Raw genomic sequence first — 17,444 nt, 5'->3', positions numbered from 1 at the left:
CCGTCAATTTATTGGTAAGAAGTAGAGACCTAGGCAGAAAAACGGGGCTGCCGCCAAGATACTATCGATGCGATCAAGCACACCTCCGTGACCTGGCAGAATCGAACCACTATCTTTAATGCCAGTAAAACGTTTCAATAAGCTTTCAAACAGATCGCCCATAACAGAAACAAAGCCCACAATAATACTCAGTAGAACCAAATAGACTATTGCTGCACCTGTCAGTTCATTCCATAGCGCAAAAATCAGAGCCGTCACCACAACAGCGACTAAACCACCATACACACCCTCTCGCGTCTTACCGGGGCTGACATTCGGTGCTAGCTTTACCTTTCCCCACCGCTTCCCGGAAAAGTAGGCACCAATATCAGCGGCCCACACGATAAGCAAAACCAACAAAAGCCATGCATTACCTGATTCCAAGGATTTTAGCTTAAGTAGGCTTAACCATGCAGCAGCCAGAACCAGTACGCCGATAGCCAACCTGACCACCGAGCTAGACCACCCCCCTACCGCCGGGTAACGTAGAACCCACACAAAACTAATACACCACAACAGCAACGCAGGGAGAAGAAGATAGAGTTCAATACCAGCCCCAAACAAACCCCAGCAGAGTATTAAAGAGAGAAACACCACCATCACATAAGCTAGACGCAACGCAGGTGAACGAATACCTGACAGCGGCCCCCATTCCCAAGCGCCCAGTAGTGTTACCACTCCCATAAAAACAGCGAACGCCTCAAGAGGCAATAAAAACACACCACACAAGACAATCGGTGCCAATATAGAAGCGGTTAATATTCTTTGTTTAAGCACCGACCCCAGCCTCTAATTGTTCACTTGTTTTACCAAATCTACGCTCACGGGTACAAAAGTCACGAATAGCCTCTGCGAGCGAAGCCTTGTTAAAGTCAGGCCAAAAGTCGTCAACAAAGTGAAACTCTGTATACGCCATTTGCCAAATCAAGAAGTTACTGATTCGACTCTCTCCACCTGTCCGAATGCACAGATCAGGTTTAGCTTGGTCATGAAGCGTTATATAACTATCAAATAGCGTTTCCGTGAGTTCTTCAGGCTTAAGCTTACCTTGCACACAAGCCTCTGCAAAACGCTGGGTAGCTTGCAGAATATCCCATTGACCACCATAGTTTGCTGCGATATTTAGATTAAGCTGCGTGTTATCTGCCGTTAGCGCTTCAACTTTCGCTATTTTCTGCTGCAAGCTTGCACTGAAACGACTTTTATCACCAATGACGTTAAGTCGAATATTATTCTTATGAAGTTTCTTCGCTTCTCGATCCAAAGCCAGCATGAACAGCTCCATGAGGCCTTTCACTTCTAATTCGGGTCGCTTCCAGTTTTCACTACTAAATGCAAACAGAGTTAGCGATTCAACACCAAACTCCATGCAACCCTCAATGACACTACGCACACTATCAACACCAGCTTTATGGCCAGCTAAGCTAGGTAGTCTACGCATTTTCGCCCAACGATTATTTCCATCCATAATAATGGCTATATGCTTGGGCAACACCTTTTCAGGCGGAATATTTAGCTTTTCATGTACTGACATAAAATGAATCAGACAGGCCAGAACTAACTGGCCCTCCTGCTGCTGAATTAGATTTCCATCAAGTCGGCTTCTTTCTTCTCAAGCAAACTATCCACTTCAGCGACATACTTGTCTGTCAACTTCTGAATCAAATCTTCGCCACGACGTTCTTCATCTTCCGAAATATCTTTCGCTTTCAACAGTTCTTTCAAGTCTGAGTTAGCATCACGACGAATATTACGTACTGATACACGTGCTGTCTCAGCTTCAAGGCGCGCCTGACGCGTGTAGCCTTTACGCGTTTCTTCCGTCAACGGCGGCATAGGTACGCGAATAACACCACCATTCGTAGCAGGATTTAGACCTAAATCAGACTTATAAATGGCTTTCTCAACATCGGGCACAATCTGTTTTTCCCAAGGAGAAATCATCAACGTACGCGCATCTTCAACAGAGATGTTAGCAACCTGCTGAAGTGGAACTGGCGATCCGTAGTACATCACCTGAACGGAATCAAGGATACTCGGATGAGCACGCCCGGTACGAATCTTCTTAAAGTGTTCAATCAACGCTTCAATACTTTTTTTCATGCGTACTTCAGCATCTTGAATAATTTCATTCAGCATAACCATCTCCTGTTACTTCACCACTAATCAGGGTTCCTTCGTCACCCCCACTTAGCAGATTAACCAAAGCGCCTGGTCGGTTCATATTAAAAACTCTAACCGGCATATCGTGATCCCTCGTCAGGCAGATCGCCGTCAAATCCATCACACCTAATTGTTTATCCAATACTTCATCATAGGAAAGATGCAAGTAACGCTTAGCAGAAGGGTCTTTCATCGGATCAGCCGTAAAAACACCATCAACTTTTGTCGCCTTCAAGACCACATCTGCCTCTATCTCGATACCTCTCAGGCAAGCCGCAGAATCCGTAGTAAAGAAAGGATTACCCGTGCCAGCAGAGAATATAACCACATCGCCCTGGCTAAGATAGCGCATCGCATTGCGTCGGTCATAGTGGTCAACCACACCACTCATAGGAATAGCAGACATCACACGTGTTGCTATATTCGAGCGTTCGAGCGCATCTCGTAACGCCAAAGAATTCATAACGGTTGCCAACATACCCATATGGTCGCCGGTAACACGGTCCAGCCCAGCTGCACTTAAAGCAGCACCACGGAACAAATTACCACCACCAATAACAATACCCACCTGCACCCCGATACCTACGAGTTGACCAATTTCTAGCGCCATACGATTCAGCACTTTCGGGTCTATTCCAAAATTCTCCTCTCCCATCAGCGCTTCACCACTGAGTTTAAGTAGAATTCGTTTATATTGGGCGTGTTTGAAATTTACGGCAGGCATGGCAAGTCTCCGCATAGGCAAAGTTATTTGAGAGTCAGAAATGTGTGTACTGTAGCACAGCACACACATTTTTTAGCGAATAGGCTTAGCTATTCTGAAGCTGAGCAGCAACTTCTGCAGCAAAGTCAACGTGCTCTACTTCAATACCTTCGCCAACTTCCAAGCGTGAGAAGGACACAACTGAACCGCCAGCTGCTTTAACCATGTCACCCACTTTTTGGTCTGGGTTTTTAACAAACGCCTGTTCTAGCAAGCTATTTTCTGCCAAGAACTTAGCGATACGACCCATGACCATTTTTTCAGCGATTTCAGCAGGTTTGCTGGCCATATCTGGCTGAGCAAGAATGATCTCTTTCTCTTTAGCAATTACTTCTGCTGGCATATCTTCTTTAGAGATAACCTGAGGGTTAACTGCAGCCACATGCATAGCAACATCTTTAGCGACATCAGCATTCGCACCTGATACAGAAACCAATACAGCAATGCGGTTATTGCTATGAACGTAAGCACCTACGCTTTCGCCTTCAACAACAGACACTCGGCGTACACTGATGTTTTCACCAATTTTCTGAACCAGCGCTTCACGTGCAGATTCCAGATCGCCAGCCATCAGTGCTGCAACATCTTCAGATTTAGCAGTGAATGCCGCGTCTGCGATCTTGCCTGCAAAACCAAGGAAGCCTTCATCACGTGCTACGAAATCAGTTTCAGAGTTAACTTCAACGATTACACCATAAGAATTATCATCAGCCACACGCACAACAACAACGCCATCAGCCGCCGTACGACCTGCTTTCTTAGCTGCCTTCATGCCAGAAGACTTACGCAGCTCTTCGATTGCCAATTCAATATCGCCACCCGCTTCAGCTAGTGCTTTTTTGCACTCCATCATACCTAAGCCAGTACGGTCGCGTAGTTCTTTAACCAGCTTTGCTGATACACCCGCCATTTCAAATACCCCTTTATGCTTTCGCGTTCAATCTAAATCTAAAAAAGGGGAGCGCAGCTCCCCTTGAATATGACCCTGCAGAAGAATAGTCTTCTCAGTTGACAGAGAAATTACTCTGCAGCTGCTTCTTCTACTTCAACAAACTCACTTTTGTCGCCACCAGCAACTTCAGCACCTTCTCCACATGCATCAGCTACGGATTTAACGTAGATCTGAATAGCACGCAGTGCATCATCGTTACCAGGGATAACGTAATCGATACCATCTGGATTGCTGTTTGTATCAACGATACCGATAACTGGAATACCAAGCTTATTTGCTTCGTTTACCGCGATGCGCTCGTGATCAACATCAACAACAAACAGCGCATCTGGAAGACCGCCCATTTCCTTGATACCACCGATAGAGCGCTCTAACTTTTCCATTTCACGCTGACGCATCAGCGCTTCTTTCTTAGTCAACTGAGCGAACGTACCGTCTTGAGCAGCAGACTCAAGCTCACGCAAACGACGAATAGACTGACGAATAGTTTTGTAGTTTGTCAGCATACCGCCTAACCAGCGATGGTTAACATATGGCATACTTACACGCTGAGCTTCTTCTTTGATGATCTTGCTAGCAGCGCGCTTTGTGCCTACGAACAAAACTTTATTTTTGTTCTGAGCCATGCCTTTAACAACATCCAAAGCACCGTTCAGTGCAGGTAGCGTGTGCTCCAGGTTGATGATATGAATTTTGTTACGAGCACCGAAAATGTACTGAGACATTTTTGGGTTCCAGTAACGAGTTTGGTGACCGAAGTGAACGCCTGCTTTAAGCAGGTCGCGCATTGTAACTTGTGCCATTTTAGCAATTTCCTGTAGATTGGGTTTTACCTCCACATATCCCAACATCCAACCGCTAAGCGGCACCCGGACACTGTGTCGATATGTGTGTAGAATATCTCCGTCGCACTTACGTGCAGATCGGGAGCGCGTTTTATACCACAAGCTGCAGCTGATTTGAAGGTCGAACTTCGCTACAGGGGGAAATTTCGGTACAATCGAAATCCATTACTGTATATACAGAACTTCTGTTGAATTAACATCGGTTTGCACCCAGACCAAGGAATACTATGTCAGTTATTATCAAAACCCCTGAAGAGATAGAAAAAATGCGTGTGGCAGGCCGTTTGGCCGCTGAAGTATTAGAAATGATTGAGCCGCACATTCGCGTAGGGGTAACCACCAACGAACTGAACAACATTTGCCACGATTACATTGTTAATGAGCAGCAAGCGATTCCCGCTCCCCTCAACTATCATGGCTTCCCCAAATCTATCTGCACTTCGATCAATCAAGTAGTCTGCCACGGAATCCCTAATGACAAGCCACTGAAAGACGGCGACATCATCAATGTCGACATTACCGTTATCAAGGACGGTTATCATGGTGACACCAGCAAGATGTTCTTTGTAGGTAAAGAGCAACCTCACGCCAGACGGTTAGTCGACGTAACCTTAGAGTGTTTATACAAGGGTATTGAACTGGTAAAACCGGGTACTTTTCTAGGAGACATCGGCCATGTTATTCAGCAACACGCAGAATCCAATCACTATTCTGTTGTTCGCGAATATTGCGGTCATGGTATCGGTAAAGAATTCCATGAAGATCCTCAGGTACTGCACTATGGACGCCCAGGCACTGGCGTTAAGCTCGAAGCCGGAATGATTTTTACGATTGAACCTATGATCAATGCTGGCAAGCGTAACGTAAAACTTTCTAAGCGGGATGGATGGACCGTAGAAACGACCGACAGACGACTATCCGCTCAGTGGGAACACACTATTTTGGTAACAGATACCGGCTACGAAGTCCTCACTCGCCGCTCAGAAGAGTCTTTTTAATTCGCTGGAGTAGTAGAAATGGGCACAACGTTGCAGCAACTGGCCGATACCGATGCCTTTCTCGATGCCGCTGCCTTTGAAAAGCGGCTGGAGGATGGAGAATCTCCCATTCGTGTATTCAAAGACACTATTAAAAAAGCTCGCGCCGAAATGGATGCCTGCTTTAAGTCTGGAGAGGATATTCGTCGGCTAATTTATGGCCGTGCTGCTGTCATTGACCGAATCTTGATTTCAGCATGGAATCAATTTCAATGGCCCGCCGAGCATCAAATTTCTCTCATTGCCGTCGGTGGCTATGGCCGAGGAGAGTTACACCCGCACTCTGATATCGACTTGCTAATATTGGTCGACGATATTGACGCTGCAACCTATGAAGAGAGTATTAGCAAATTCCTGACGCTTTTATGGGACATTGCCCTTGAGATAGGTTCCAGCGTACGCAGCATTGAAGAATGTTATGCTGAATCACGTGATGATATTACGATCGCTACCAATTTAATTGAGTCCAGACCACTAACGGGCGATCCGTCTTTACACCAACGCATGTATGATCGAGTCACTTCAGAAGGCGCATGGACAGACAAAGAGTTCTTCATAGCTAAACTCCGTGAGCAGAAAAATCGTCACGAGAAAACCAATAACACCGAATACAATCTAGAGCCCAATTTGAAAAACTCCCCAGGCGGCCTTCGGGATCTGCAAACGATTGGCTGGGTAGCAAAACGTCACTTTGGTGCCACCTATATTCGCGACCTTGTAGATCACGGCTTTGTCACCGAGTCAGAGCTGGATATTCTAAATAAAGGCGAACTCTATCTATGGACTGTTCGCTATGCACTGCACATGCTATGCCGTCGCCGAGAGGACCGACTTTTATTTGATCACCAACGTACACTTGCCGACTTCTTTGGTTATAAAGACCAGCAAGGCGCATTGGCGGTTGAGCAGTTCATGAGCAAATATTATCGTGTCGCTATGGCAATGGCTGAATTCAACGACATGCTATTACAGTATTTTGATGAAGCCATTCTAAAAATAGATGACGAACAAATAACCACACCGCTCAACAAACGATTTAGAGTCCACAATAACTATCTTGAAGCGACTTACGATAAAGTTTTTGAGCATCACCCGTTCGCCATTCTTGAAGCCTTTGTACTGCTTGCCCAGCACGACGAAATACTCGGTGTACGCGCCAGCACAATCCGCCTAATTCGAGATCATCGCCACTTAATCGATGATGACTTCCGTCATGACTTACGCAATACCAGCTTATTCATGGAGCTATTGAGATCCCCCAACGGGGTGTCTACCGAACTTAAGCGCATGAACCGCTATGGCATTCTAGGACGATACCTGCCTGAATTTGGCCGCATTGTGGGTCAGATGCAACATGATCTTTTCCACATCTACACCGTCGATGCCCATACCATGAAAGTGATACAGAAGATGCGACAATTCCGCCATTCTGATCACCGCGAACAGTTTCCCATCGCTCATCGCGTTGTTAACCAATTACCCAAAATTGAGTTACTGTATATTGCAGGCCTCTATCATGACATTGCAAAAGGCCGGGGTGGGGACCACTCTGAGCTGGGTGCCGAAGATGTTCTGCATTTCTGCGAACAACACCATCTTGGCAAGTGGGACTCACATTTAATCGCGTGGCTGGTACGTAACCACTTACTTATGTCGATGACTGCCCAACGAAAAGATATCTCCGATCCCGAGGTCATCCACAACTTCGCAATGCAAGTTCGTGACATTATACATCTTGACTACCTCTATGTGCTTACCGTGGCTGATATTAATGCTACTAACCACACACTATGGAATAGCTGGCGCGCCACTCTACTACGCCAGCTATATATGGAAACCAAACGCGCCCTGCGTCGCGGCCTGGAAAACCCAGTCCACAAAGAGGATCGTATTGAGCAGCAACAAAGCGAAGCGATGTTCTTACTGAAAAGGCACGGCATATCTGAAGAGGAAGTACTTGAGTTTTGGAACATGCTAGGGGAGGACTACTTTCTTCGGGAAGATGCTCAAAATATTGCCTGGCACACCCGCTCTATTTTAGAGCACGCCCACAACGAACTTCCCCTCGTATTAATACAAAAAACCTCTTATCGAGTCTACGAAGGCGCTACCGAAATCTTCATTTATAGTCACGACCTCCCCAACCTGTTTTCCGCAACCGTCGCTACACTTGATCAGCTACACCTTAACATTCAAGACGCTCGCATTATTGTGACGGATGATGGCCGCACTCTGAACACCTATACGGTGCTAACAGAAAATAATGAACCATTGTCTGAAAACCCAACCTATCTGAACAGCATCCGAGAACGCCTAATTGAAGAACTGGATGACCCCGATGATTACCCAGATATTATCCATCGTCGCGTTCCCAGACAGATGAAACTCTTTGCCATGCCAACAACCGTCAGCTTGAGCAACGACCCCAATACGCAATTAACCGTTATGGAAGTACGTTCACCTGACCGCCCTGGCTTATTGGCAAGAATAGGGCAAATTTTTGCTGAGCTTAACATTTGCGTCCGAAAGGCAAAGATAGCCAGCGTCGGCGAAAGAGTAGAAGACTTCTTTTTTCTAACTGATGCCGACGGTCTACCTATAAGCGACCCTGCTTTATGCGAAGCCCTGCAAACCCGCGTCTGCCGGGAATTAGATGAACATATTCGTGATGAATAGAACAATAGAAGAGAGCACTATGGACACAAAAACCAGAACCGAAGTAGAAGCTGCGGCTTTCAGACAACTCATTGCCCATTTAGACAAACGTAAAGACGCTCAAAATATTGACCTAATGAACTTAGCGGGATTCTGCCGCAACTGTTTGTCCAAATGGTACAAAGCAGCAGCAGAAGAGCGCGGAGAAAGTATCGACTATGAGGCTGCACGCGAAATCATTTATGGCGAGCCTTATGCCTCATGGAAAGAGAAGTACCAAAAAGAAGCAACGCCCGAACAACTAGCGGCTTTTGCTAACAGCGAAGCTAATAAGGGCTAAACCGTCTTACCTCAGTGGGCTTCTACCCAAGCCCGCTGCAATTGATTTATATCGACTTCTAAGGTTGTGGCATAGGTATCATCCTGCACCGGGTAACTCTTAATAACCCTCGCACCCCGCACAAACCCAGCCACAGCTGCTTTAAATGAATCATCCTTTACAACCATGTCCTGAACTGTCGTGGTTCCAAATATATATTGGCCATGCACAACACCCGCCAACTCTTGGTAAGCCCGCAGTTTTGAGGCACGCATCGCCATAACCACTTTCTGCTGCCGCGTCGCACCCGACTGCAAACTAATAGGTGCATAACCGGTAGCTTGCACCCACTGCGGTGGCAATGCTTCGCCCTGAGGTATAGAAGAGTCAGGCAAGGCATCTACTAAACTATGCGCCGTATCTTTAATCGTTTCACATCCCGAAACGATCACCAACGCCAAACTTAAGCACAACCATCTCATCTATCCATCCCCACAGGTCCAGAACCATTTTCGATAATATACCCATTACTTAGCGCTTTAACAGGATCATAACCCGGCAACGCCCCCTCTAACCGTTGATGGGTAATATGCGTCTGGGCGGACGCAAGCACCTGCCGCGTGGTCGTATCCAATACTCTGGCATTAATGACAATACCATCTGGATGATGAGCGTAAGTACCGGTCAATACAAAGTAGATTTTGTATCGTTGCCGCAACGCAGAGATATTTTGGCGAGATACCATCGGTTTTTCTGTCGTCGCCAAACTCACAGCACGGTAATCAACAAGATTGTAACCACGCTGCTGCATGGGAAAAATAAAACTTTCTGACAAACGCGCCCCGATCAACGGATCTGGCACGCTATTTCTCAGCGAACTAAAAGGCAACACAGCGATAGGAAAGCGCTTAACACGATTTTGTTGCAGACCGTTCAGTAACTGCTCTGCCATTTGTTCAACGGCATCACTCACCGGATCAACTGCAGGAACCTCTCCAACAATCTGCCCGTATGACATAGGCTTTGAAATCACCTCACCTCGGGACTGCGTAACTAAACGTGCTCGGGCATCAGGTGAGATATTTTCAATGGTCACAGGTACGGGTCGCTGATGAGAACACCCCGCCAACAACGCCAACACAACACCTAAAATACTCAACTTTATCCACATAAGAAATTAACTCTTCTTTGATAGAAACGACTTTCTCTCTTCAATAAAAGCCCAGATGATTTGCAACTCAGACCTAAATTGCATACCTTTTCGCTTATTCTCTCTGTATCGGTCAGGTTGCTCTCATGTTGAGACATTTTCAAGGTTATTTATTCACACTACTACTCTCCCTCCTACCCTTAGGGCAATCAAATGCCACGACTATTGAAGCGGTGGGGCAAGCTAACATATACAACAATGATATAGACATAGCACGCGAACAAGCTGTAAATGACGCAAAACAGCAAGCATCCCTTCAGGCTGCCGCATACATCAGCAGCACTCAGCAGATCGACGATGGCATTCTAGAGATAGACAATTTACGCATATCCACCCTCAGCCATATTTCAAACATTGAAATACTTGATGAGCAGATATATGGCAACCGCCTACACGTGCGCATTCGAGCTGACGTTAAAGTGGAGACCGCTTGCCCTAATGGCAACAGCGGTAACAGCTTCAGAAAAACCGTTGCAATCGCTGCATTTCCGCTAGAAACACCTGCACATGCAAGCCTTGGAAACCTGCGTAATATTGAATCTGACCTATCTGGCCAACTTACCTCCCAACTTAATAAAAGAACTGGGGTATATGCACTTAATGCAGGGCGCTTGCTGCTGCATGATAATTTAAACTCGGCAACAACCCGGCAACTTGATGATGGCACATTGACAACCGTGCTAGCACATACTCAGCAGTTGGATACACAGTATATAATTTCCGGGGTTATTCGTGATATGAGCATGCTTGACCCTTCAACAGTATCCGAACAAAACTGGATAAAAGATACCTATAATCGCTTGGACTATAAAAGCAAAAAGCATCTAAGAAACTTTGCTGTTGACGTCTTTATTCATGATGGTTTTAGCGGCGTCCTACTCGACCAGAAAAGCTATCAGACACAAGGTCGCTGGCTTTTCTCTCCAACGGAACAACCAAGGTTTGCTACTCCTGCATTCAATCGTAGCGAGTACGGGGAAAACTTAAATGCTCTTATCAACAATATAAGCAGCGATTTGGGCGACTCCCTGCGCTGCCTGCCATTTTCTGCCCGAATTACACAAACCGACGATAACCAGGTCTGGATCAATGCAGGCAAAAGCAGCGGGCTTTCTCGAGGTGATAAGCTCACTGTGCTAAGAAAAAGAACCTTTTACAATCCAACAGGTCAATCTAGCGTCGAGCTTATTAATACTCGTCTATCCGTCATGATCGAGGATGTACAACCGACTTCAGCGCGGGGCTCCCTATCCGGCTCTGCCTCGCAACAGAATATTCAGCCAGACGATATTGTTATGTTCTGGTAATAGTTTACTTACCTCGTATCGCCACTATAATCAGCGTCTTTACGTGAAATAATTAAGGATCCAACATGCAAACCGAACTGTTCAATCAGTTAGAAAGCAAAATTGAAGGGATGATTGAAGAAGTAGAGCTACTTCGCATGGAAGTTGCCGAGCTTAAAGAAGCAAAGCAAAAGCTTGAAGATGAAAAGCAAAGTTTTGAAACCAACCTGCAGCGCCTATTGCGCAAATTTGACGACCTAGACACTGCAGAGTAGCTTCAAAAAGGTGGAACTTAGTTTTATTGCTGAGTTCCTCTGATATTTATTTCGACGCGTCGATTTAACGCTCTTCCCGCTGCTGTCCCATTATCCGCAACAGGATAACGCTCTCCATAGCCTTGCGTACTGATTCTCAACGCAGCGATGCCATTAGCAGTTAACGTATTTGCAACACTGGCCGCTCGTTTTTCAGACAAAGTCTGGTTATATTCAAATGATCCTGTGCTATCAGTAAAACCATCGACGCTCAAAGCCGTTTTATCAAACTTTGTTAGCACCTTGGCCACCGAGCCTAATACAGGGTAGAAATTATTAGCTATCTGATATGAGTCCGTTTGGAAGGTAATATGCCCTGGCATAATCAAACGAATATCATCACCAACACGCTCAACAGCGACACCCGTACCTTCTAATTCCTGGCGCAGTAACGCTTCTTGCTGATCCATATAATAGCCGATACCACCTCCTGTCGCTCCACCGACCACAGCACCTAACACAGCCCCTCTCGTTCTATTCCCCTTGCTCGATACAGCAGACCCCAATACAGCCCCCGCTACAGCACCGATACCCGCACCTTTTGTCGCATTGCTTGTCTTTTGTTCTCTGGTGTAAGGATCTATGGTCGTACACCCTGATATTACGACCGTAGCAAGCAGAGCCATCGTTAACTTTTTCATAGTAATCCTCGTACTGTTCATCTTACGTTACCCAAAGCCGACAGATATACTTTTTCAACTCAGGACACACCTATATCCAATCGCTTTTATTATGACGTAGACTGTCTGACAACAATATGAATCATTTTCTCCATTGAGCAGTTTAAAAGATATAGCGCTAAATTCTTCTCACTTTTACCTATGCTCGGATACCTAGCACTTTAATGGGTAATTTTACCCATAAAGCGCCCTATTAGATCTGGTCAGCTGTCGGCTCAGTCGCTAGAATAGGGGTTTATCCGCTTTCTGTCGTTCGTTCCAGCCGAGGAGTTATCTTTGTCGCATTTACCTCTTATTGTGGGTTTTGGTGGTATTAATCCGGCAGGCCGTAGTTCTTTTCACCACGCTTATCGACGCCTCATTCTGGACAAATTAGACGCGAAAAGCCAACAAGAAACGCTGCTGGGGCTTGCCACGTTAACCGGGCTTGCATCCTTTAAAGATGGCACTTACATGACACAAGCGGGTGAGTCCTGCTCTGTAGAAGATTTACTGGAAAATATTAAAGAGCAGCTTCTTGCTTCAACTTTAATCCGCAAAATTGAGCCTGAAACCTTTGATACTGAACAGGTTATGTTCAATAAGCCGGCAACCATCAGCGAATCTGCAGGTAAATATTTCGAATTTAGTCTGAGAAAACGGCAATTACCCACCGTTATCCCCGCTAATTGGACATTGACAGAGAATGCAGGGCAAACCGTCAATATTCGGATAGAAGGCAATCTGGATGTCATCTTTCCTGACAGTAAAAAAGCCCAAGTAAAAGCAGCAGGACAGCTACCTTCTGGATTTAAGCCCGGCAAACTCTACCAATCACGTAATCACCCTAGAAATCTGCAAATGACCATCTTTGCAGCTTCCGATGCCCTGAATGCATCCGGCATTCCTTTTGAAGAGATTATGAACCATATCGCACCAGACCAGTTAGCAGTCTATGCGAGTAACTCCATTGGCCAGTTAGATGATTTTGGCTTTGGTGGTTTGACCAAATATCCAGCGTTAGGCAAACGAACTTCATCAAAGCAGATGCCTCTTGGTTATGCACAGATGCCTGCTGATTTCGTCAACGCTTATATTTTAGGCAATGTGGGCACTACCGGCGGTGCACTAGGTGCGTGCGCAACCTTTCTGTACAACCTTCGCAGTGGTGTGCAGGATATACGTTCAGGAAAGCGTAAAGTTGTTCTGGTGGGCGGTAGCGATGCTCCGGTTACTCCAGAAGTGATTGAAGGTTTTAGGGCGATGGGCGCTCTAGCTGAAGACAAAGATCTATTAGCCCTCGACAACATCACGACTCTGTCTGATGAGGACTATCGCAAGGCTTGCAGACCTTTCGGTAATAACTGCGGTTTCACGATTGGCGAATCCAGCCAGTTTATTCTTTTAATGAGTGACGATTTAGCTCTGGAGATGGGAGCCGAGATTTATGGCGCAGTACCTGAGGTTTTCGTAAATGCCGACGGCCATAAAAAATCCATTTCAGCACCGGGTATCGGTAACTACATCACCTTAGGTAAAGCTGCATCTTTGGTGAAAACCATGCTTGGTGAGCAATCTTTGCGGAAGCGCTCCTTTGTCCAAGCTCATGGTACCAGCACACCACAGAACCGCGTTACTGAGTCCCATGTTATTAATGAAATTGCGACAGCATTTCAGATAGACGCATGGCCTGTTGCCGCCATCAAATGCTACCTAGGGCACTCACAGGGCACAGCTGGCGGTGACCAACTGACAACATCGTTAGGGACATGGCAGTACGGCTATATCCCAGGTATCGCTACCACATCTGAAATTGCCAGTGATGTACACCAAAGTCATTTACGCTTTTCTCAATCCCATATCGAAGTGGGTACGGAAGGCATGGATAGCGTTATTCTGAACTCTAAAGGCTTTGGCGGTAATAACGCTAGTGCGCCCATTATTGCACCCCATGTCACCCACAAGCTACTCGCGTCCAAACACGGCTCAGAAAAGATGGCATCATGGCAAGACAAACGTAGCGGCGTTCTGGAAGCCGCAATGGCTTATGACCAACATGCCATCAGAGGGGAAGCTAAACCCATCTATCGGTACGATCATAATGTGCTTGAAGGTTATGATCTGGAGATATCATCAACGTCTATTAAACTACCTGGCTATTCCCATAGTATTAGTTTAGAAATGGATAACCCTTTCGATGATTTTTCGATTTTCGACAAATAAAAGCATTGGAGTTTCGGCTATGAAAAAAAGGACACTGCTACCCGTAATAGTGACTACCTTATTGTTAGGCGGCTGCATCTCCACCAGCTCTCTAGTACCGGAGAAAAGGGATACCAGCTATTACTTGGTCGACGCGCAGTCTGGCAATATGTGTATTGGCGATAGCGGTGATTGCATCAGCTTTAGCATCATTGCCAGCCAAGATGGGGACTTGCCCGTCATTGAAAGCGTTTATAATCAGCAAGTTGTGGGGCCAAACTATCCTCGCAGCCTGATGCAGATGCTGGTTTTCCCAGAGAATGGAAGCTATAAGGGCACACCAATTGACAACTCCGGCTCACGCTACCGTATTCCCAAAAATGATGCGACAAATACGACATGGCGCGAACTAAAACGTATCTATAAGTATATTTACGACTAATCTCAAACACCCGTCGAAAGATTTAACTTTTGGCGGGTATTCTTCGTTATCTCTGTACCTAACACGATTCTAGATTCCCCTCTCAAAGCGGATAGCGTATCTAGTACCACTGACATACGCGCCGGCTCATTTGGCCTACCCTGAAACCCATCTAACGGCATATCGGGCGAATCCGTTTCTAACGCTAGCGCCTGCAAAGGTAGCTTAGCGATCACAGACCTTAAGCGCTGCGCGCGCGAGTAAGTAATTGCACCACCCACACCGATTAAAAACCCCCGATCAATATAGCGATGCGCTTGCTGCTCACTGCCACTAAACGCATGCACAATACCACCTTCTGAAAACTGCATCTCACGTAGGACTTTTAGCATCTCATCATGCGCTTTGCGAACATGTAAAATGAGCGGCAGTTGATGGGCTTTAGCCAGCTTAATTTGTGCCTTTAACAGCGCTAGCTGGGCTTTTTTATCAGCTTCCTTATCATAGAAGTCCAGCCCGATCTCCCCTAATGCACACACAGGTGTCGTATCCAGATAAGCAGCTAGCACCTCCACATCTGTCTGGGCGTGCTCTTTCATAAAACAAGGGTGTAAACCCAGCGCAATACTTACAGTCTCAGGATAAGCACGCTGAACAGCTAAGACACGAGGGAAGTCCCGAGCTACGACACCCGGAACCACAATATGGGCAACATTTACCGCCTGAGCACGTTTGAGTACCTGATCACGCGAGTCATCGAAAACAGGAAAGTCGAGATGGCAGTGGCTATCAATCAGCAAATACGCCATCTCGATCACTCCTTAAGTGTTATTAATGTTCCCGCGTTGCGCGGAAGCGGATGTCAGGCCAACGTTCTTCCATCAAACTAAGATTGACGCGCGTCGGCGCTAGGTAGGTGAGTAGATTCCCGCCATCAACCGACAAGTTTTCGTAGCCTTTCTTACGGAAATCCTCAAGCATACGGTTATCATCGCACTCAATCCAACGGGCCGTTTGAACGGAAATCGGCTCGTACATACAATCAACCTTATACTCATCTTTGAGTCGGAACATAACCACTTCAAACTGTAACTGGCCTACCGCCCCTAAAACCAGATCATTATTTTTCAGAGGTTGGAACAACTGTACTGCCCCTTCTTCCGATAATTGCTGCAAGCCTTTTTGCAGCTGTTTCATTTTCAGCGGATCTTTCGGGCGCACACGACGAAACATCTCCGGTGCAAAGTGGGGAATACCGGTGAACTTAAGATCTTCACCTTCTGTAAACGTATCACCGATCTGAATCGTGCCATGGTTATGTAAACCAATTATATCGCCAGACCAAGCCTCTTCTACGTTTTCACGATCACCCGCTAAAAAGGTTACCGCATCCGCAATTTTAACGTCTTTACCGATACGGGCATGTTTCATTTTCATACCCCGGCTATAACGACCAGAGCAGATGCGCATAAAGGCAATACGATCTCGGTGCTTTGGATCCATATTGGCTTGAATTTTAAAGATAAAACCAGAAAACTTAGCCTCATCAGCTTCCACAGTACGCGTTATTGTTTCTCGGCTGATAGGTGAAGGTGCCCATTCAGTGAAACCATCCAACATTTCTCGCACGCCAAAATTAGCCAGCGCCGTGCCAAAGAAAACCGGGGTCTGCTTACCTGCCAAAAATGCTTCCACATCAAATTCGTAGGTAGCTCCCCGCACCAACTCTATTTCATCAACAAAATCGCCATACTCATCGCCCAACAAAGCACGCGCCTCGTCTGAGTCCAACCCTTGAATACGAATATCCTCAGGTACAACAGCGTTCTGCCCTGCCTTAAAAACATGGATCGTATCAGTGTAAAGGTTGTACACACCCTTGAAGAAACGCCCCATACCGATAGGCCAATTAATCGGGGCCGCTTCTATTTTCAGAACATTTTCGATTTCATCAAATAATTCAATGGGATCACGAATATCTCGGTCCATTTTATTCACAAAGGAAAAAATAGGCGTGTCACGCAGTCGGCATACATCCATTAACTTAATGGTACGTTCCTCAACACCTTTTGCTCCATCAACTACCATCAGTGCTGAGTCCACCGCGGTCAGGGTACGATACGTATCTTCGGAGAAGTCCTCATGACCTGGGGTATCGAGCAAGTTAACAATACGCTCATTCCAGTGAAACTGCATAACAGAGGAAGTAATTGAAATCCCACGATCCTGCTCCATCGTCATCCAATCAGATGTTGCATGACGATCGCTTTTTTTACCCTTTACCGTCCCTGCTTTTTGTATCAAATTACCCAGCAAGAGTAATTTCTCTGTGATCGTCGTTTTACCCGCATCAGGGTGAGAGATAATGGCAAAGGTGCGGCGTTTAGCAACCTCTGTAGCAATAGCATTAGACATGAATAGATCTTCTGAAGTAGACACAAACTCAACGAAAATATTCCCTTTGGAGTATTAACGGCTTGTGGGGTTAAAAGTATTAATGATTGCTATTTTCGCTGATCTTCATTCGATAAACAATGAATGGAGATAATTCTTAGCCTCAGAAACTTTAGCACTGCGAC

The 17,444-nt window shown here is 46.1% G+C and carries 18 protein-coding genes; 7 read left to right on the top strand and 11 right to left on the bottom strand.

Features of this window, described 5'->3' with window-relative positions:
- Positions 1-3: 3 nt before the first annotated feature.
- The 6 genes from F0U83_RS02785 to rpsB all read right to left on the bottom strand — a co-directional run bounded on the left by F0U83_RS02785 (position 4) and on the right by rpsB (position 4,720).
- On the bottom strand, positions 4-816 hold the full coding sequence (locus F0U83_RS02785) for a phosphatidate cytidylyltransferase (protein ID WP_138986423.1): 813 nt from the start codon (positions 814-816) through the stop codon (positions 4-6).
- Positions 809-1,573, bottom strand: a complete 765-nt coding sequence (gene uppS / locus F0U83_RS02780; RefSeq protein WP_138986422.1) for a polyprenyl diphosphate synthase — start codon at positions 1,571-1,573, stop codon at positions 809-811. The genes F0U83_RS02785 and uppS overlap by 8 nt, the downstream gene beginning before the upstream one ends.
- 47 nt (positions 1,574-1,620) lie before the next feature.
- Positions 1,621-2,178 (bottom strand): ribosome recycling factor, encoded by a 558-nt coding sequence (gene frr, locus F0U83_RS02775; protein WP_138986421.1) that lies wholly within the window; start codon positions 2,176-2,178, stop codon positions 1,621-1,623.
- On the bottom strand, positions 2,168-2,926 hold the full coding sequence (pyrH, locus tag F0U83_RS02770) for a UMP kinase (protein ID WP_138986420.1): 759 nt from the start codon (positions 2,924-2,926) through the stop codon (positions 2,168-2,170). Before pyrH ends, frr begins: the two co-directional genes overlap by 11 nt.
- Before the next feature lie 85 nt (positions 2,927-3,011).
- Positions 3,012-3,875 (bottom strand): translation elongation factor Ts, encoded by an 864-nt coding sequence (gene tsf, locus F0U83_RS02765; RefSeq protein ID WP_138986419.1) that lies wholly within the window; start codon positions 3,873-3,875, stop codon positions 3,012-3,014.
- 110 nt (positions 3,876-3,985) lie between these two features.
- A complete protein-coding gene (gene rpsB / locus F0U83_RS02760; protein ID WP_138986418.1) occupies positions 3,986-4,720 on the bottom strand; it encodes a 30S ribosomal protein S2 in 735 nt (244 codons plus the stop codon).
- 269 nt (positions 4,721-4,989) lie between these two features.
- Between rpsB and map the strand changes: the two genes are divergently transcribed.
- From map to F0U83_RS02745, 3 genes are read left to right on the top strand one after another with little or no spacing between them, the layout of a single operon-like run.
- Positions 4,990-5,760, top strand: coding sequence for a type I methionyl aminopeptidase (gene map / locus F0U83_RS02755; protein WP_138986417.1), 771 nt, complete (start codon positions 4,990-4,992; stop codon positions 5,758-5,760).
- 18 nt (positions 5,761-5,778) lie between these two features.
- On the top strand, positions 5,779-8,475 hold the full coding sequence (locus tag F0U83_RS02750) for a [protein-PII] uridylyltransferase (RefSeq protein WP_138986416.1): 2,697 nt from the start codon (positions 5,779-5,781) through the stop codon (positions 8,473-8,475).
- A 19-nt stretch (positions 8,476-8,494) separates the two neighbouring features.
- Positions 8,495-8,794, top strand: a complete 300-nt coding sequence (locus tag F0U83_RS02745) for a DUF1244 domain-containing protein (RefSeq protein ID WP_138986415.1) — start codon at positions 8,495-8,497, stop codon at positions 8,792-8,794.
- An 11-nt stretch (positions 8,795-8,805) separates the two neighbouring features.
- Here the strand turns inward: F0U83_RS02745 and F0U83_RS02740 are convergent, their stop codons facing one another.
- Entirely contained in the window at positions 8,806-9,255 is a 450-nt protein-coding gene (locus tag F0U83_RS02740) for an LPP20 family lipoprotein (protein ID WP_138986414.1), read from the bottom strand.
- A complete protein-coding gene (locus F0U83_RS02735) occupies positions 9,252-9,944 on the bottom strand; it encodes a FlgO family outer membrane protein (protein ID WP_138986413.1) in 693 nt (230 codons plus the stop codon). Before F0U83_RS02735 ends, F0U83_RS02740 begins: the two co-directional genes overlap by 4 nt.
- A gap of 125 nt (positions 9,945-10,069) precedes the next feature.
- Between F0U83_RS02735 and F0U83_RS02730 the strand changes: the two genes are divergently transcribed.
- Positions 10,070-11,290 (top strand): flagellar assembly protein T N-terminal domain-containing protein, encoded by a 1,221-nt coding sequence (locus tag F0U83_RS02730; protein WP_138986412.1) that lies wholly within the window; start codon positions 10,070-10,072, stop codon positions 11,288-11,290.
- A gap of 65 nt (positions 11,291-11,355) precedes the next feature.
- Positions 11,356-11,544: a cell division protein ZapB gene (zapB, locus tag F0U83_RS02725; protein WP_138986411.1), complete on the top strand. Its 189-nt coding sequence runs from the start codon at positions 11,356-11,358 to the stop codon at positions 11,542-11,544.
- A 23-nt stretch (positions 11,545-11,567) separates the two neighbouring features.
- Here zapB and F0U83_RS02720 read toward each other — a convergent pair whose 3' ends face one another.
- Positions 11,568-12,224: a YiaD family glycine zipper/OmpA-like lipoprotein gene (locus F0U83_RS02720; RefSeq protein WP_138986410.1), complete on the bottom strand. Its 657-nt coding sequence runs from the start codon at positions 12,222-12,224 to the stop codon at positions 11,568-11,570.
- Between the two features lie 315 nt (positions 12,225-12,539).
- On the opposite strand from F0U83_RS02720, the gene F0U83_RS02715 reads away from it, so the two are divergent.
- Positions 12,540-14,465, top strand: a complete 1,926-nt coding sequence (locus tag F0U83_RS02715; RefSeq protein WP_138986409.1) for a beta-ketoacyl synthase — start codon at positions 12,540-12,542, stop codon at positions 14,463-14,465.
- Positions 14,466-14,484: 19 nt separating this feature from the next.
- Positions 14,485-14,886 (top strand): hypothetical protein, encoded by a 402-nt coding sequence (locus F0U83_RS02710; RefSeq protein ID WP_138986408.1) that lies wholly within the window; start codon positions 14,485-14,487, stop codon positions 14,884-14,886.
- 2 nt (positions 14,887-14,888) lie between these two features.
- On the opposite strand, the gene F0U83_RS02705 is transcribed toward F0U83_RS02710, so the two are convergent.
- Together F0U83_RS02705 and F0U83_RS02700 are read right to left on the bottom strand one after the other, a co-directional pair.
- Entirely contained in the window at positions 14,889-15,674 is a 786-nt protein-coding gene (locus F0U83_RS02705) for a TatD family hydrolase (RefSeq protein WP_138986407.1), read from the bottom strand.
- 22 nt (positions 15,675-15,696) lie between these two features.
- Complete coding sequence (locus F0U83_RS02700) at positions 15,697-17,280, bottom strand: peptide chain release factor 3 (protein WP_138986406.1); 1,584 nt, start codon at positions 17,278-17,280, stop codon at positions 15,697-15,699.
- Positions 17,281-17,444: the final 164 nt, after the last annotated feature.

The sequence above is a fragment of the Neptunomonas concharum genome (genome assembly GCF_008630635.1).
Classification (GTDB): domain Bacteria; phylum Pseudomonadota; class Gammaproteobacteria; order Pseudomonadales; family Balneatricaceae; genus Neptunomonas; species Neptunomonas concharum.
This window is presented reverse-complemented; position numbering and strand designations above follow the sequence as displayed.

Excerpts from the sequence above, each read along its gene's own strand:
- uppS (WP_138986422.1), bottom strand. The coding sequence starts at position 1,573 with ATGTCAGTACATGAAAAGCTAAATATTCCGCCTGAAAAGGTGTTGCCC.
- frr (WP_138986421.1), bottom strand. The coding sequence starts at position 2,178 with ATGCTGAATGAAATTATTCAAGATGCTGAAGTACGCATGAAAAAAAGT.
- pyrH (WP_138986420.1), bottom strand. The coding sequence starts at position 2,926 with ATGCCTGCCGTAAATTTCAAACACGCCCAATATAAACGAATTCTACTT.
- tsf (WP_138986419.1), bottom strand. The coding sequence starts at position 3,875 with ATGGCGGGTGTATCAGCAAAGCTGGTTAAAGAACTACGCGACCGTACT.
- rpsB (WP_138986418.1), bottom strand. The coding sequence starts at position 4,720 with ATGGCACAAGTTACAATGCGCGACCTGCTTAAAGCAGGCGTTCACTTC.
- map (WP_138986417.1), top strand. The coding sequence starts at position 4,990 with ATGTCAGTTATTATCAAAACCCCTGAAGAGATAGAAAAAATGCGTGTG.
- F0U83_RS02750 (WP_138986416.1), top strand. The coding sequence starts at position 5,779 with ATGGGCACAACGTTGCAGCAACTGGCCGATACCGATGCCTTTCTCGAT.
- F0U83_RS02745 (WP_138986415.1), top strand. The coding sequence starts at position 8,495 with ATGGACACAAAAACCAGAACCGAAGTAGAAGCTGCGGCTTTCAGACAA.
- F0U83_RS02740 (WP_138986414.1), bottom strand. The coding sequence starts at position 9,255 with ATGAGATGGTTGTGCTTAAGTTTGGCGTTGGTGATCGTTTCGGGATGT.
- F0U83_RS02735 (WP_138986413.1), bottom strand. The coding sequence starts at position 9,944 with ATGTGGATAAAGTTGAGTATTTTAGGTGTTGTGTTGGCGTTGTTGGCG.
- F0U83_RS02730 (WP_138986412.1), top strand. The coding sequence starts at position 10,070 with ATGTTGAGACATTTTCAAGGTTATTTATTCACACTACTACTCTCCCTC.
- zapB (WP_138986411.1), top strand. The coding sequence starts at position 11,356 with ATGCAAACCGAACTGTTCAATCAGTTAGAAAGCAAAATTGAAGGGATG.
- F0U83_RS02720 (WP_138986410.1), bottom strand. The coding sequence starts at position 12,224 with ATGAAAAAGTTAACGATGGCTCTGCTTGCTACGGTCGTAATATCAGGG.
- F0U83_RS02710 (WP_138986408.1), top strand. The coding sequence starts at position 14,485 with ATGAAAAAAAGGACACTGCTACCCGTAATAGTGACTACCTTATTGTTA.
- F0U83_RS02705 (WP_138986407.1), bottom strand. The coding sequence starts at position 15,674 with ATGGCGTATTTGCTGATTGATAGCCACTGCCATCTCGACTTTCCTGTT.
- F0U83_RS02700 (WP_138986406.1), bottom strand. The coding sequence starts at position 17,280 with ATGTCTAATGCTATTGCTACAGAGGTTGCTAAACGCCGCACCTTTGCC.